General features: G+C 72.8%; 11 protein-coding genes. 8 read left to right on the top strand and 3 right to left on the bottom strand.

Going from position 1 to position 14383, the window contains the following annotated elements:
* Nucleotides 1–3 precede the first annotated feature (3 nt).
* The 5 genes from pucL to ACFC0Z_RS16300 all read left to right on the top strand — a co-directional run bounded on the left by pucL (nucleotide 4) and on the right by ACFC0Z_RS16300 (nucleotide 6306).
* Nucleotides 4–927 carry a factor-independent urate hydroxylase gene (gene pucL, locus ACFC0Z_RS16280; RefSeq protein WP_376437737.1) on the top strand — a complete coding sequence of 308 codons (924 nt, stop codon included), beginning with the start codon at nucleotides 4–6 and terminating at the stop codon, nucleotides 925–927.
* 70 nt (nucleotides 928–997) lie between these two features.
* Nucleotides 998–2401: a nucleobase:cation symporter-2 family protein gene (locus ACFC0Z_RS16285; protein ID WP_376437739.1), complete on the top strand. Its 1404-nt coding sequence runs from the start codon at nucleotides 998–1000 to the stop codon at nucleotides 2399–2401.
* Between the two features lie 48 nt (nucleotides 2402–2449).
* The gene (locus ACFC0Z_RS16290) at nucleotides 2450–3838 is read left to right on the top strand and encodes an 8-oxoguanine deaminase (RefSeq protein WP_376437742.1); all 1389 of its coding nucleotides are present in this window, start codon (nucleotides 2450–2452) and stop codon (nucleotides 3836–3838) included.
* A gap of 312 nt (nucleotides 3839–4150) precedes the next feature.
* On the top strand, nucleotides 4151–5599 hold the full coding sequence (locus ACFC0Z_RS16295) for a nucleobase:cation symporter-2 family protein (RefSeq protein ID WP_376437744.1): 1449 nt from the start codon (nucleotides 4151–4153) through the stop codon (nucleotides 5597–5599).
* Complete coding sequence (locus ACFC0Z_RS16300; RefSeq protein WP_376438002.1) at nucleotides 5596–6306, top strand: aspartate/glutamate racemase family protein; 711 nt, start codon at nucleotides 5596–5598, stop codon at nucleotides 6304–6306. Before ACFC0Z_RS16295 ends, ACFC0Z_RS16300 begins: the two co-directional genes overlap by 4 nt.
* Before the next feature lie 22 nt (nucleotides 6307–6328).
* Here ACFC0Z_RS16300 and ACFC0Z_RS16305 read toward each other — a convergent pair whose 3' ends face one another.
* Nucleotides 6329–6925, bottom strand: a complete 597-nt coding sequence (locus ACFC0Z_RS16305; protein WP_376437747.1) for a hypothetical protein — start codon at nucleotides 6923–6925, stop codon at nucleotides 6329–6331.
* A 144-nt stretch (nucleotides 6926–7069) separates the two neighbouring features.
* Between ACFC0Z_RS16305 and ACFC0Z_RS16310 the strand changes: the two genes are divergently transcribed.
* The 3 genes from ACFC0Z_RS16310 (at nucleotide 7070) to ACFC0Z_RS16320 (ending at nucleotide 11063) form a co-directional block, all read left to right on the top strand.
* Nucleotides 7070–8041 carry a fibronectin type III domain-containing protein gene (locus ACFC0Z_RS16310; protein ID WP_376437749.1) on the top strand — a complete coding sequence of 324 codons (972 nt, stop codon included), beginning with the start codon at nucleotides 7070–7072 and terminating at the stop codon, nucleotides 8039–8041.
* A 109-nt stretch (nucleotides 8042–8150) separates the two neighbouring features.
* A complete protein-coding gene (locus ACFC0Z_RS16315) occupies nucleotides 8151–9212 on the top strand; it encodes a hypothetical protein (RefSeq protein ID WP_376437751.1) in 1062 nt (353 codons plus the stop codon).
* Nucleotides 9213–9263: 51 nt separating this feature from the next.
* Nucleotides 9264–11063, top strand: a complete 1800-nt coding sequence (locus tag ACFC0Z_RS16320) for a hypothetical protein (protein WP_376437754.1) — start codon at nucleotides 9264–9266, stop codon at nucleotides 11061–11063.
* 15 nt (nucleotides 11064–11078) lie between these two features.
* On the opposite strand, the gene ACFC0Z_RS16325 is transcribed toward ACFC0Z_RS16320, so the two are convergent.
* A complete protein-coding gene (locus ACFC0Z_RS16325) occupies nucleotides 11079–12227 on the bottom strand; it encodes a GDSL-type esterase/lipase family protein (RefSeq protein ID WP_376437756.1) in 1149 nt (382 codons plus the stop codon).
* A gap of 305 nt (nucleotides 12228–12532) precedes the next feature.
* Nucleotides 12533–14155, bottom strand: a complete 1623-nt coding sequence (aceB, locus tag ACFC0Z_RS16330; RefSeq protein WP_376437759.1) for a malate synthase A — start codon at nucleotides 14153–14155, stop codon at nucleotides 12533–12535.
* Nucleotides 14156–14383 lie beyond the last annotated feature (228 nt).

The following is a 14383-nucleotide window of genomic DNA, read 5'->3' on the forward strand; positions in this document are numbered from 1 at the left end:
GACATGCCCACGATTCTCGGCCAGAACCAGTACGGCAAAGCAGAGAACCGCGTCGTCAAGATCACGCGGGACGGCGCCACCCACCACATCAAGGACCTGAACGTCTCCGTCGCCCTCTCCGGCGACCTCGACGACGTCCACCTCACCGGCTCGAACGCCCACTGCCTCCCCACCGACACGACGAAGAACACCATCTTCGCGTTCGCCAAGGAGTACGGCATCGAGTCCGCCGAGCAGTTCGGCATCCACCTCGCCCGCCACTTCGTGACGAGCCAGGAGCCGATCAAGAAGGCCCGCATCCGGATCGAGGAGTACTCCTGGGAGCGCATCGCCTCCTCGGACGCCAACTCCAAGTTCATCGGCTCGGACGAGGTCAACCACTCCTTCGCCCGCAAGGGCCAGGAGACCCGCGTCACCCAGATCACCTACGACGGCGAGAAGTTCGAGGTCATCTCCGGCCTCAAGGACCTCGTCGTCATGAACTCCACCAACTCGGAGTTCTGGGGCTACATCAAGGACCAGTACACCACCCTCCAGGAGGCGTACGACCGCATCCTGGCCACCCAGGTGTCCGCCCGCTGGCGCTTCAACTGGACCGACGACGAGCAGCGCATGCCCAACTGGGAGCGGTCCTACGAGCAGACCAAGAAGCACATGCTCGAAGCGTTCTCGGAGACGTACTCGTACTCCCTCCAGCAGACGCTGTACCAGATGGCCACGCGCATCATCAACCACCGCTCGGAGATCGACGAAGTCCGCTTCTCGCTCCCGAACAAGCACCACTTCCTGGTCGACCTCGAGCCCTTCGGGCTGAAGAACGACAACGAGGTCTACTACGCCGCCGACCGCATGTACGGCCTCATCGAGGCCACCGTCCTCCGGGACGGAGCCACGGCGCTGATCCCGGTCGACATGACCAACCTCTAAGCGGCGTCTGAGTGCCGGCCCCGCCCACCCCGCAGTGGGGCGGGGCCCGCACCGGACCGGAGGGATTCCCATGGCACAGCCCGCAGGGCCGGCGCACGCCGAAGGCCCGTGTTCCACCCCGCCGGACCAGGCCCAGCAGGTCCATCCGGTGGACGAGAAACTCCCCGCCTCGCGGCTCGTCCCGGCGGCACTCCAGCACATCGCCGCCATGTACGCCGGCGTGGTCACCCCTCCGCTCATCATCGGCCAGGCCGTCGGCCTGGACGCCGCCGGGATGACCCGGCTCATCGCCGCCGGACTGCTCATCGCCGGCTGCGCCACGATCCTGCAGACGCTCGGCATCCGGCGCTTCGCCGGCAACCGGCTCCCGTTCGTCAACGCCGCCTCCTCGGCCGGCATCGCCCCGATGCTCGCCATCGCGGAGACCAGCGCTCCTGGGCACCAACTCCCCGCCATCTACGGCGCGGTGATGGTCGCCGGTGTCTTCTGCCTCGCCGTCGGCCCCTTCTTCGGCAGGCTCCTGCGCTTCTTCCCGCCGCTCGTCACCGGCGTCGTCATCACCCTCATCGGGGTCACCCTGATGCCCGTGCCCGTCAGCTGGGCCCAGGGAGGCGACAAGAACGCCGCCGACTTCGGCGCCATGAAGTACCTCGCGCTCGCCGCCTTCACCCTCGTCGTCGTCCTGCTGTTCCAGCGCTTCGGCAAGGGCTTCGTCAAGCAGATCGCCCTGCTCCTCGGCCTCTTCATCGGCACCCTCGCCGCGATCCCCTTCGGGATGGCCGACTTCTCCGCCCTCCGCGAGGCGCCCGTCGCCGCGCTCCCCGCCCCCTTCGCCTTCGGCGCCCCCGAGTTCCAGCCCGCGGCGATCCTCTCGCTCTGCATCGTCATGCTGGTCCTGATGACCGAGTCCAGCGCCGGCATGCTCGCCCTCGGCGAGATCTGCGAGCGCCGCAGCGACGGGAAGACCATCACCCGCGGCCTGCGCACCGACGGCATCGCGACCCTCCTCGGCCCCGTCTTCGGCGGCTTCCCGACCTCGGCCTTCGCGCAGAACGTCGGCGTCGTCTCGCTGACCCGGGTCCGCTCCCGGTACGTCGTCGCCGTCGCCGGCGGCGCCCTGATCGTCCTCGGCGCCTTCCCCGTCCTCGGCGCGGTCGTCTCCATGGTCCCGATGCCCGTCCTCGGCGGCGCCGGCATCGTCCTCTTCGGCTCCATCGCGGTCAGCGGCATCCGGACCCTCTCGGAAGCCGGACTCGACGACAGCTCCAACATCATCCTGGTGGCCGTCGCGCTCGGAGCGGGCATCATCCCGCTCGCCGCGCCCACCTTCTACGCCGACTTCCCGGCCTGGGCGCAGACCGTGCTCGGATCCGGCATCAGCGCGGGCGCGCTCGTCGCCGTCCTGCTCAACCTGTTCTTCCACCATCTCGGCACCCGGAGCCGTCACGCGGCCCCGGCACTCAAATCCTCCTAGGGTCCTGCCGTGCCCACACCACCCCCGAGGAATGAAGGAAGCACCGCCATGGCAGCACCTTCGGCAGCGCAGCGCATCGTCATCGAGAACGCGGCGATCGCGACCGTCGACGCGAACGACACCGAGTACGCCTCCGGCTACCTCGTCGTCGCCGACAACAGGATCGAGTCCCTCGGCGCCGGCAAGGCGCCCGAGGGCCTGGAGAACGTGGTCCGCCGGATCGACGCCACCGGTCACCTGGTGACGCCCGGTCTGGTCAACACCCACCACCACTTCTACCAGTGGATCACCCGAGGTCTCGCCACCGACCACAACCTGTTCAACTGGCTGGTCGCGCTCTACCCGACCTGGTCGCGGATCGACGAGTCGATGGTCCGCGTCGCCGCCCAGGGCTCCCTGGCGATGATGGCCCGCGGCGGCGTCACCACCGCCATGGACCACCACTACGTCTACCCGAAGAACTCCGGCGACCTGTCCGGCGCCATCATCGGCGCCGCCTCCGACATGGGCGTCCGCTTCACCCTCGCCCGCGGCTCCATGGACATGAGCGAGAAGGACGGCTTCCTGCCGCCGGACTTCGCCGTCGAGACCACCGAGGGCGCGCTCGCCGCGACCGAGGAGACGGTGAAGAAGTTCCACGACGCCTCCTTCGACGCGATGACCCAGGTCGCCGTCGCCCCCTGTTCCCCCTTCTCCATCTCCACCCAGCTCCTCAAGCAGGGCGCCGAGCTGGCCCGCCGTCTCGGCGTGCGCATGCACACCCACGGCTCGGAGACCGTGGAGGAGGAGAAGTTCTGCCACGAGCTCTTCGGCATGGGCCCGACGGACTACTTCGAGTCCACCGGCTTCCTCGGCGAGGACGTGTGGATGGCGCACTGCGTCCACATGAACGACTCCGACATCGCCGCCTTCGCCCGCACCGGCACCGGCGTCGCCCACTGCCCCTCCTCGAACGCGCGCCTCGCCGCCGGCATCGCCCGCGTACCCGACATGCTGAAGGCGGGCGTCCCCGTCGGCCTCGGCGTCGACGGCACCGCCTCCAACGAGTCCGGCGAGCTCCACACCGAGCTGCGCAACGCGCTCCTCATCAACCGGCTCGGCGCCCACCGCGAGGCCGCGCTCAACGCCCGCCAGGCCCTGCGCCTCGGCACCTACGGCGGCGCGCAGGTCCTCGGCCGCGCCGACAACATCGGCTCCCTCGAAGCCGGCAAGCTCGCCGACTTCGTCCTCTGGAAGATCGACGGCCTCGGCCACTCCTCGATCGCCGACCCGGTCACCGCGATCGTCTTCGGCGCCGCGGCCCCGGTCACCGCCTCCTTCGTCAACGGCAAGCAGATCGTCGAGAACAACCGCCTTCTCTTCGCCGACGAGGAGCAGATCGCGCGCGACGCGCGCGCGGAGGCCCAGCGCCTGGCCCGTATCACGGCCCAGAGCTGACCCTCCCCACGGAGTCCGACCGAGGGGGACGGCCCTCGGCCGGTCGCCGCGAGCCCGAGCGGGGTTCGCGGCAGCCCGACCGGGAGGTGCCGTACGCAGAAGACGTACGGCACCTCCCGGGAAGGTGACGCCTGCCCGCACCCCCACCGGGCATCCGCCCCGTCCGGCCCCCCCGCACGTCCGCTCCGCACCCCGCCCCGTCCGGCACCCCGCATTGCCCCGCACCTCGCCCCGTCCGGCACCCGCATCGCATCGCACCACCTCCTTGACCCCCTCGTCGCCGCCGACGTGTAACCGACCGGAGGAACCGCCGTGGCCGCCACGCCCCAGGTTCGCAATGCACCAGACGAAGGCTCCGCCCCCGTAGACCGTGAGAAGCATCCGGTCGACGAGACGCTGCCCCCCCTCAAGATGGCCACCAGCGGCCTCCAGCACGTCGCCGCGATGTACGCGGGCGTCGTCGCCCCGCCGCTGATCGTCGGAGCGGCCGTCGGCCTCTCCGGCACCGAACTGACCTTCCTCACCGGCGCCAGCCTCTTCACCGCGGGACTCGCGACCTTCCTCCAGACGCTCGGGGTCTGGAAGATCGGCGCCCGCCTCCCGTTCGTCAACGGCGTCACCTTCGCCGGCGTCGCCCCGATGCTCGCCATCGTCGACACCACGGAGAACAAGGCCGACGCCCTCCCCGTCATCTTCGGCGCGATCATCGTCGCGGGCCTCCTCGGCTTCGCCGCCGCCCCCTTCTTCTCCAGACTCGTGCGGTTCTTCCCGCCGGTCGTCACCGGCACCGTGATCACCCTCATCGGCGTCTCCCTCCTCCCCGTCGCCTTCGGCTGGGCCCAGGGGCCCAACCCCAAGGCCGAGGACTACGGTTCGACGACCTACCTGGCCCTCGCCGGCATCACCCTCCTCGTCGTCCTGCTGCTCCGCCGCTTCACCCGCGGCTTCCTCAAGCAGGTCGCCGTCCTCGTCGGCCTCGTCATCGGCACGCTCATCGCCATACCCTTCGGCGTCACCGACTTCAGCCCGGTGCGAGAGGCCGACATCGTCGGCTTCCCGTCCCCCTTCCACTTCGGCGCCCCGCAGTTCGCCCTCGCCGCGATCATCTCGATGTGCGTGGTCATGCTGGTCTCCATGACCGAGTCGACCGCCGACATGCTCGCCCTCGGCGAGATCGTCGACCGCCCGGCCGACGAGAAGACCATCGCCGCGGGCCTCCGCGCCGACACCCTCGGCTCCGCCCTCAGCCCGCTCTTCAACGGCTTCATGTGCAGCGCGTTCGCGCAGAACATCGGCCTCGTCGCCATGACCCGGATCCGCAGCCGCTTCGTCGTCGCCTGCGGCGGCGGCTTCCTCGTCCTGATGGGCCTCTCGCCGGTCGCCGCCTCGCTGATCTCGGTCGTGCCCCGCCCGGTCCTCGGCGGCGCGGGCGTCGTCCTCTTCGGCTCGGTCGCCGCCAGCGGTATCCAGACCCTCGTGAAGGCCGGCCTGGAGAAGGACAACAACGTCCTCATCGTGGCCGTCTCCCTGGCCGTCGGCATCATCCCGATCACGAAGCCGGACTTCTACCACGCCTTCCCGGAGACCGCCCAGATCATCCTGGACTCCGGCATCTCCACCGGCTGCGTCGCCGCCGTCCTGCTCAACGTGGTCTTCAACCACCTCGGCAAGGGCAGGGACGCCGACCAGGTCACCGCGCCCATGGAGCCGGGCGAGGAGATCGCCGACAGCGCCGACGCGAAGGCGGCGCACGTCCACTGAGCCCGCTCCTCGTTCCCCCGCCCGCCCCGGTCCCCGCGCACGCCGCGGAGACCGGGGCAGCGGTCGTCCTCGTCAACCCCAACACCTCCACCGCGACGACCGCGATGATGACCGCCATCGCCCGAAGGGCCCTGACGGGCTTCTCCGTCCGCGGTGTCACCGTCGCCCGCGGCCCCGGCATGCTCACCGACCCCGCGGCCCTCCGCGCCGCCGCGCCCGAGGTCCTCGCCGCGGGCCTGCGCGCCGCCGCCGCCGGCGACTGCGCCGGGCTCGTCGTCGCCGCCTTCGGCGACCCGGGCGTCGAGGAGCTCCGCGCCGCCGTCGGCGTCCCCGTCGTCGGGATCGGCGAGGCCGCCCTCGCCGAAGCGGCCGCCCACGGCGTCCCGTTCGGCATCGCCACCACCACGCCGCTCCTCGCCGACGCCCTCGCCGAGCGCGTCGAGGCCCTCGGCCACGCCGACCGGTACACCGGGGTCCGGCTGACCGCCGGAGCCCCGGAACGCCTCTCCGCCGACCCCGTCCTCCTCCTCGACCGGCTCGAACGAGCCGTCCGCGCCTGTGTCGAACGCGACGGAGCGGAGGTCGTCGTCATCGGCGGCGGCCCGCTCGGCGAAGCCGCCGAGGAGCTCCGCACCCGCTGCCGGATCCCGGTGATCGCCCCGATCCCGGCGGCGATCACCGCGATCACCCACCTCCTCACGGCCTGACCCCGGCCGGGCCCGGCGCGGCTCACCGTTCCACCGCGATGCGCCGCCCGCACTCCTCGGCCAGGTCCGGGTAGGCGGCGGCGACGGCCTCGTACAGCCGCCGCCTGAGCAGCCGTTCGGCCTCGGCCCGGCCGGTGTCCCCGTACAGCCCGTCGAGCAGCCACTCGTACCGCGAGAGCGCGTACCGCAGATAGTCCACCTGCCGGCGCCGCGACTCCGGGCTCCCCGTCACCCCCGGCCCTTCCGCCACTCCCGGCCCCCGCGCGCCGAGCAGCCGCCGGTGCCGGACGGCGCGCCGCTCCAGCTCAGGCCCGGACAGCATCGGCACCTCGATCGGCTCGGCCCGGATCGCGGCGAGCACGGCGGCCCGCCGCCGCCCGGCGTGGACGCCGACCCCGGCGGACCGGGCGGCCGACAGCCGCGAGGCCAGGGCGAATTCGGCGGTCCGCTCCACCGTCTCCACCCGGGCCAGGAGATACAGCCGGACGGGCGCGAGGGACCAGCGGCGCGGGTCGCGCCCCTGCACGTCGGGCGAGCCGAGCAGGTCCCGCACCATCGAGTCGGTCCAGCCCCTGCGGCGGACACCGGTGAGCGTCACATAGGTCATACGGTCCGTCATGTTTCCCCCTGGATTCGACTACGGAGAGTGATGGATCCAGTGAAGCGCACCCCACTGACAACGCCCCGCGACCGGCCCTCTTGTCCACTCCTCCCCGCCTGTGGGATATAGGTCTGGACCTTTTCGCCGGACGGAGGGACCGTCATGCAACACCGCTTCACCGCAAGCCTGTTGCCCGCCGTCACCCTCGCCCTCGCCCTCGCGCTCTCCGCCTGCGCGAGCACCTCGGCACCACCCCCGAAGGACACCAGGGCCCCCACCGCCCCCACCGGCGTCACCGCCACCGCCGGCAGCGCGAGCACCGTCCACGTCATGTGGAGCGCCGCCACCGACGACCGCGCGGTCACCGGCTACGAGGTCCTCCGCGAGGGCCGCAAAGTCAAGGACCTCCCCGCGACCACCCTCATGACCGACGTCGTCGGCCTCGCGCCCGCCACCCGCCACACCTTCACGGTCCGCGCCCGCGACGCCGCCGGAAACGTCTCACCCGTCAGCGTCGCCGTCACCGCCACCACCCTCCCCGCCGCCACCGAGGACCGCACACCGCCCACCACCCCGAGCACCCTCCGAGCCACCGCCGACGGCAGCCGCGCCGCCACCCTCACCTGGACCCCCGCCCGCGACGACCGGGCCGTCACCGCGTACGACGTCTACCAGGCCGACGTCCGCGTCCACACCGCCCCCGGCACCGCCACCACCGCCCACGTCACCGGCCTGCGCCCCGGCACCGCCTACGCGTTCACCGTCCGCGCCCGCGACGCCGCCGAGAACTCCTCCCCGGACGGCCCCCGCGTCGAACTCACCACCGCCCCCGCCCCCGGGGCCCCGCCCAACACCGCCCCCACCCACCTCACCGCCACGGCCGGGCGCGGCGAGATCACCCTCACCTGGACCCCGCCGACCACCGGCGCCCCGGTCACCCACCACGAACTCCACCTGAACGGCCGCTTCGCCACCACCATCATCTGGGGCACCACCCCGCCCCCGGCCCGGGCCACCTACACCTTCCCGGTCCAGGACCCCCCGGGCACCCGCTACACCGTCACCCTCCGCGCCCGCCTCCCCGACGGCACCTGGGGCGACTTCTCGGCACCCCGCACGGTCGTGGTGCGCTGAGCCGAGACCCCGCAACGAGCGGTCCTGGCCGAAATCGCCCTCTTTCGCCGCCCGGCCCCGCCCCTCACCCTGCGACCAAGGGAAGTCAGGCCCACCGGGGGGAGTGCCGATGTCCGCACCGCTCTACGTCCCCGCCCTCCCAGCCCGTTCCAGCGCGTTCCTCGCGTACGCCGGCCTCGCCCCCCGCCTCCGCGCCGCCGTCGCCCCCCTCTGGACGATCCCCCCGCGCGTCCCCGACGCCCGCGACCCCGACCCGCCCGCCCTCGCCCACCACCTGCGCAAAGCCCTGCGGCGAGCGGCGCACGCGCAGCGCGGAACCCCCGCCTGGCTGGACGCGCCCCACGCCGAGAGGCAAGCACCCGGCCTCCTCGGCGAGTTCACCCAGGCCCTCGCCGACACCCCGCTCCGCCCCGTCACCGGCGTCGACCGCCCCCTCCGGCACCAGCTCGCCAGTGCCGAGGCCGCCCGGGCGCGCGGAGACGGCCTGGGCATACGGGTGCCGCTGCCCGAGCTCCCCGACGAGCGATTACGGGACGCGCTCGGCACCCTTCTCGAACGAACCGCGGTCGCCGGCTCCCCGCTGGACCTCCTCCTCGACCTCGGCGCGGTCGCCGACGAGCATCTCCCCGCCGAGAAATGGGCGTTGCGCGCCCTCGACCTGCTCGGCCCGCTCCATCCCTGGCGCACGGTCGCCGTGCTCGCCGGCGCGTTTCCCCGCCGCGTCCCCGAGGGGTACGGAGCTCCGCTCGCCGAGGCCGAGCGCCTCGACTGGGACCTCTGGCACCTCCTCGTCGACGGCCCCGAACGGCCCGCTTTCCCCCTCACGTACGGGGACTACGGCGCCGACCACCCCGCCGCCCTCGACCGGCCCGCCGAGGCCGGCGGCGGCTCGCCCTGGGGCGTCCTCCGCTACACCACCGACCGCACCTTCCTCCTGGGCCGCGTCCCCACCCGGGGCGACGGCCGCGCGGAGGCGATCCGCGCGACGGCCCGGGAGATCGTGGAAGCCGAGGACTTCCGGGGCTCCCGGTTCGGCGCGGGCGAGCGCTGGCTCGTCGCCTGCGCCCACGGACGGGGGAGCGAGGGGGCCGGCCACCCGGCCGTCTGGCGGCGCGTCGCCCACCTCCAGCACCTCACGAAGACCGCCCGCGACCTGCGACGACGCTCCTAACGGCGGCCGTCCGCCCGCCGGATTCGGGTCCCCGGAATTACCCTGGGAAGCGTGGCCGGGACCGTTCTCACCAACACCGGGCTCGACGGCTTCCTCGACGGAGCGGACGAGCGTGGCGACCCCGCGTTCGCGCGGGCGGCCGAAGCGGTCCTCGGGCTGCTGGCGCTGCGCGGTGCCGACCGGGCGTCCGGGGTGCCGGAGCCGACGCCCGAGCTCGTACGGCATCTGCTCGTCGAGGACCTGCCGACGTTCGTGTACGCGCCGCCGGGCGAGCTGCGGGCCTTTCCCGCCGTGCTGCGCCGGCTCGCCGCGCGGTTCGACGGCGGGCGGGGCGAGCGGGTCGCCGCCGTCGTCGTGGAGGCCGCGCCCGACTTCGAGCGGGCCATGAACGACCCCGGCAACCTCACCTGGCACCGCTGGTACGCCTCCCTCCTGCGCGCCTGCGGGACCGATCTCGCCGATCCCGAGGACGTACGCCGCCGGCTCGCCGCCCTCGACGGCGCGCCGCTGCCCGACGGGGTGCGCCGGGCCGACCTCATGGGCCGCACGGCCCTCGCCGACGTCCTGCTCGCCGAGGCCCTCACCCGGGCCTACGTACGCGACGCGGAGAACGCCCCGGCCGCCGGACCGCTCCTCACCGACCACGCCGTCGCGACCGGCATCGGGCAGGTCGCGGGCGCGCTCCTCGACCGGTGGACCGCCGCCGGTCTCGCCGAACAGCTCGCCGGGCCTTACGCCCGCTACGCCCCCGGCCCCGACGCCTTCCCCCACCTGGTCCTCGCCGACGCGCTCCTCGACGAACACCTCGACTACTACGGCGACCCCGCCGTGCCCGTACCCCCGCCGTCCGCGATCGAGAACCCGGCCGCGCCCGGGGCCGTCGAGGAGGGCGCCGACGCGCTCGCCGCCGCCGTCGAGAGCCTGACGGACGGCGCGTTCGACCCGTACGGCGGAGAGGCGCCCCACCTGCTGTACGTCGTCTACCAGCGCGGCTGCTCGGCCGAGTCCGTCGCCCGCAAGACCGCCGAGTACGAGGACTGGGCCGTCGACCCCGCCCTGGAGGACCAGCCCGTCGCCGTCCCCGAGAGCGCGTCGGAGGCGTACGTGCTGCCGTCGCTCGACGAGCTCGGCCGCCTCCTGGGCTCGCGCGGACTCACCGAGGACGACCGGGAGGAGCTCGACGGGCAGGCCCGTTCCCTCGCCGGGGTCGTCGACCGGCTCGCCACCACGGGGCTTCTCTTCCGCTCCGGCGACGCGTTCGGGCTCACCCCGCGCGGTGCCGGTGTCCTGCGCTATCTCCTCCGCGTCCGGGGCATCGCCGCCCCCGACGCGGCCGAGGCCGCGGCCTGGCCCGCGCACGACCTGGTCGCCGCCGCCGCGGGCTGGCCGGCCGCGTCCGCCGCGCGCGTCCTCGCCGACTGGCTCCACGCGCGCGGGGACACCGCGGAGGCCTGGTCCGCACTCCTCGCCGCGCTCGGCACCGCCCACGGGGGCGGCTCCGACGCGGCCGACGCCCGGGCGCTGTTCGGCGTCCTGGACACGGGCGCCGCCCCCGCCGACGCCCTGCGCGGGGCCCTGCGGGACCCGGCGGTCGGGGAGTACGCCCACGAGGCGCTGCGCGCCCGGGGCGAACCGGCCGACCACCTCCAGGTCCCGCTCTCGGCGCGTGCCCTGCACGTCCTCGACGGACTGCCCGGCAAGAAGGGGCCGCTGCAGTCCCGGCGCGCCGCCTTCGACGCGGCGGCGGCCGCCTGGCCCGGCGGCTCGGCCGCCCTCGTACGGACGATGGCCGAGGCGGACCCGCACGAGACCGCGCGGGTCCTCGGCCCCCTCGGCATCACCGTGCCCTGAGGGGCGGTACGGGGATCACCCCGCTGTCAGGTACATCCCCGACGCCCCCGCACCCGCCGTGTTCCGGCAGCTGTGGTTGCCCGTCGGCGCCGCGTGGACGAGCGCCAGGCACCGGCCCAGGGCCTGCTGCCCGTACGCGTTCGGGTGCATGGACTCCTGCACGAGCCCCTGCGTGCTCTGGCTGTCGATCCACCGCGCCCACTCGCTGGTCGTCGCCGACGCGGGCACGGTCGACGAGACCTGCTTGCTCGCCCTGGCGCACACCTCGCGGCCCTGGAGGGCGTCCCGCAGGTCCATGAACTGCACGCCCTTGGCCGCCGCGACCCCCTTGAGCCGGTTGGCGAGCTGCGGGACCAGGGAGTCGCGGGCCCAGTCGGCGTCCTTGTCCCAGAAGGGGCAGCCACCGGTGTTCGTACGGGACCAGCCGCTCTCGGCGTACCGGTTCTCGGCGGCGCGCGGGATGGGGGAGGGGTACGACTGGAGCACGATCCGGTAGTCGGCCGCCGCGTATCCCGCGCCGGTCATCACGGCCCTGATCTCGTCGATCGACCGGCCGACGTCGGCCATCACGCCGTTGATCCGGGAGTCGACGAGGGCCTGCTGGTCGTCGTGGCAGTACGAGTACCAGACGATGTAGTCGGTGGCGCAGGTGGTGATGATGTCGGCGAAGCCGAGGTCGTTGCCGCCGATGGAGAGCGCGATGAGCTTCACGTCGTTGGCGGCGGCGAGGGCGGCCAGCTGATCGGCCTGCGGGGCCTCGCCCCGGTAGCTCTGGCCGCCCTGGGAGGCCCGGATGACGTTCTTCGTGGTCGCGCCCGAGCAGGCGAGGTTGACCAGCGAGCTCGCGATCGCTCCCGCGCTCCTGACCTCGGCGGTGTCCGAGCGGTGACAGCCGCCGGCGGTGGCTCCGTACACCTTGGCGGGGTCGTATCCGCTGCCCGTCCAGGCGCGGTCGGTGCCGTTGCGGCTCCCGGAGTTGGTGAGGCTGTTGCCGAACCAGCGTCCGGCCTCGCCGGAGATGTAGCTGTCGCCCATGGCGACGACGGTGCCGGGCCCGGTGCCCGGGGAGGCGTGAGCGGCGGGCGCGGCGGCGACGGTGGCTATCCCGGCGGCGGTACACAGAGCCAGGAGTGCGCGCAGCGCACGGTGGGGGGAAGAAGGCATGGCTGTGCTCCTGCGGTATGCGCAGCGGAGTGCGCAGTGACGTGGGGACGTACAGCCATCGGCGCCGGTGGCTTGGCCGAATTCCATCTGCCGCAGCTTGTTACCGCTAGGTACAGGAGCGTCTCGGTTGGGTCTCTTCGCCTGTGACGTGACAGGTACGCGGCAGCGGCCCCGTCCCCCCGGAGCTGTGCGTTTCATCGGGGAGGCGGGGCCGCGCGGGGTACTGCCGTGCCGGTCGGGGTTCACCCGGTCGGCCGAGCCCACGGTTCACCCGTACGGCTCAAGAGGGGTCGGTCGGCGGAAGGTCAGCCGACCAGCTGCTCGTACGCGGGCAGCGTCAGGAAGTCCGCGTAGTCGGCGTCGAGGGAGACGTGCAGGAGCAGGTCGTGGGCCTGCTGCCACTTGCCGTTCGCGTAGTCCTCCTCGCCGATCTCCGCGCGGATCGCCGCGAGCTCCTCGGCCGCGACCTCGCGGGCCAGCTCCGGGGTGGCCGCCTGGCCGTTCTCGAAGACGACGCCGGCGTTGATCCACTGCCAGATCTGCGAGCGCGAGATCTCGGCGGTGGCCGCGTCCTCCATCAGGTTGAAGATGGCGACGGCGCCGAGGCCGCGGAGCCACGCCTCGATGTAGCGGATGCCGACCTGGACGGCGCTGACGAGGCCCTCGTAGGTGGGCCTGGCGTCGAGCGAGTCGATGGCGATGAGGTCGCCGGGGGCCACCGAGACGTCCTCGCGGAGGCGGTCCTTCTGGTTCGGCTTCTCGCCGAGGACGGCGTCGAAGGAGGCCATCGCGATCGGGACCAGGTCGGGGTGGGCGACCCAGGAGCCGTCGAAGCCGTCGCCGGCCTCGCGGTCCTTGTCGGCCTTGACCTTCTCGAACGCGACCTTGTTGACCTCGGCGTCCTTGCGGGACGGGATGAAGGCCGCCATGCCGCCGATCGCGTGCGCGCCGCGCTTGTGGCAGGTGCGGACGAGGAGTTCGGTGTACGCGCGCATGAACGGGGCCGTCATCGTGACCGCGTTGCGGTCCGGGAGGACGAACTTGGCGCCGCCGTCACGGAAGTTCTTCACGATGGAGAAGAGGTAGTCCCAGCGGCCCGCGTTGAGGCCCGCGGCGTGGTCGCGGAGCTCGTAGAGGATCTCCTCCATCTCGTACGCGGCCGTGATCGTCTCGATGAGGACCGTGGCGCGGACGGTGCCCTGCGGGATGCCGACGTAGTCCTGGGCGAAGACGAAGATGTCGTTCCAGAGGCGGGCCTCCAGGTGCGACTCGGTCTTCGGGAGGTAGAAGTACGGGCCCTTGCCGAGGTCGATCAGGCGCTGCGCGTTGTGGAAGAAGTACAGGCCGAAGTCGACGAGCGCGCCGGGCACCGGCCGTCCGTCGAAGGTGAGGTGACGCTCCTCCAGGTGCCAGCCGCGCGGCCGCATGACGACCGTGGCGAGCTCGTCGGCGGGCTTGAGGGCGTACGACTTGCCGGACCTCGGGTCCGTGAAGTCGATGTTCCGGGTGTACGCGTCGATCAGGTTGACCTGACCCAGGACCACGTTCTCCCAGGTCGGCGCGGAGGCGTCCTCGAAGTCCGCGAGCCAGACCCGCGCGCCGGAGTTGAGCGCGTTGATCGTCATCTTGCGGTCGGTCGGGCCGGTGATCTCGACACGGCGGTCGTTCAGGGCCGCCGGGGCCGGCGCGACCTTCCAGGAGTCGTCGGCGCGGATCGCGGCGGTCTCCGGCAGGAAGTCCAGGGTGGACGTGCGGGCGATCTCGGCGCGGCGCTCCGCCCGGCGGGCGAGGAGCTCGTCCCGGCGCGGGGTGAACCGCCGGTGCAGTTCGGCGACGAAGGCGAGGGCCGCCTCGGTGAGCACCTCCTCCTGACGCGGGAGGGGCTCGGCATCGACGACGGCCAGGGGGGACGGCGCGGGTGCGGACATGAACTGTCACTTCCTTCGCGGACTTCACGGGCGGTGCCAGACGGCCGCCGGGCGTCACGGGACGGCACGGAGTGCCGCAGGCGCCGAGATACGGCCGTGAGCGCCGTTTCGAGAAACAAGCGCTTCTGGACAGTGGATACTAGTTTCCTCATGGTGGAAGTTCAATGGTTTGTTGATGTCGAGATTCTTCGGGTCGACAGACCGTGGCGCCCCGTGCCATTCCCCTCA

The sequence above is a fragment of the Streptomyces sp. NPDC056144 genome (assembly GCF_042264145.1).
GTDB lineage: Bacteria > Actinomycetota > Actinomycetes > Streptomycetales > Streptomycetaceae > Streptomyces.

What these genes read in the sequence shown, in the direction of transcription:
- aceB (WP_376437759.1), bottom strand. Translation starts at nt 14,155, where the DNA reads ATGTCCGCACCCGCGCCGTCCCCCCTGGCCGTCGTCGATGCCGAGCCC.
- ACFC0Z_RS16310 (WP_376437749.1), top strand. Translation starts at nt 7,070, where the DNA reads ATGCAACACCGCTTCACCGCAAGCCTGTTGCCCGCCGTCACCCTCGCC.
- ACFC0Z_RS16290 (WP_376437742.1), top strand. Translation starts at nt 2,450, where the DNA reads ATGGCAGCACCTTCGGCAGCGCAGCGCATCGTCATCGAGAACGCGGCG.
- pucL (WP_376437737.1), top strand. Translation starts at nt 4, where the DNA reads ATGCCCACGATTCTCGGCCAGAACCAGTACGGCAAAGCAGAGAACCGC.
- ACFC0Z_RS16285 (WP_376437739.1), top strand. Translation starts at nt 998, where the DNA reads ATGGCACAGCCCGCAGGGCCGGCGCACGCCGAAGGCCCGTGTTCCACC.
- ACFC0Z_RS16305 (WP_376437747.1), bottom strand. Translation starts at nt 6,925, where the DNA reads ATGACGGACCGTATGACCTATGTGACGCTCACCGGTGTCCGCCGCAGG.
- ACFC0Z_RS16315 (WP_376437751.1), top strand. Translation starts at nt 8,151, where the DNA reads ATGTCCGCACCGCTCTACGTCCCCGCCCTCCCAGCCCGTTCCAGCGCG.
- ACFC0Z_RS16325 (WP_376437756.1), bottom strand. Translation starts at nt 12,227, where the DNA reads ATGCCTTCTTCCCCCCACCGTGCGCTGCGCGCACTCCTGGCTCTGTGT.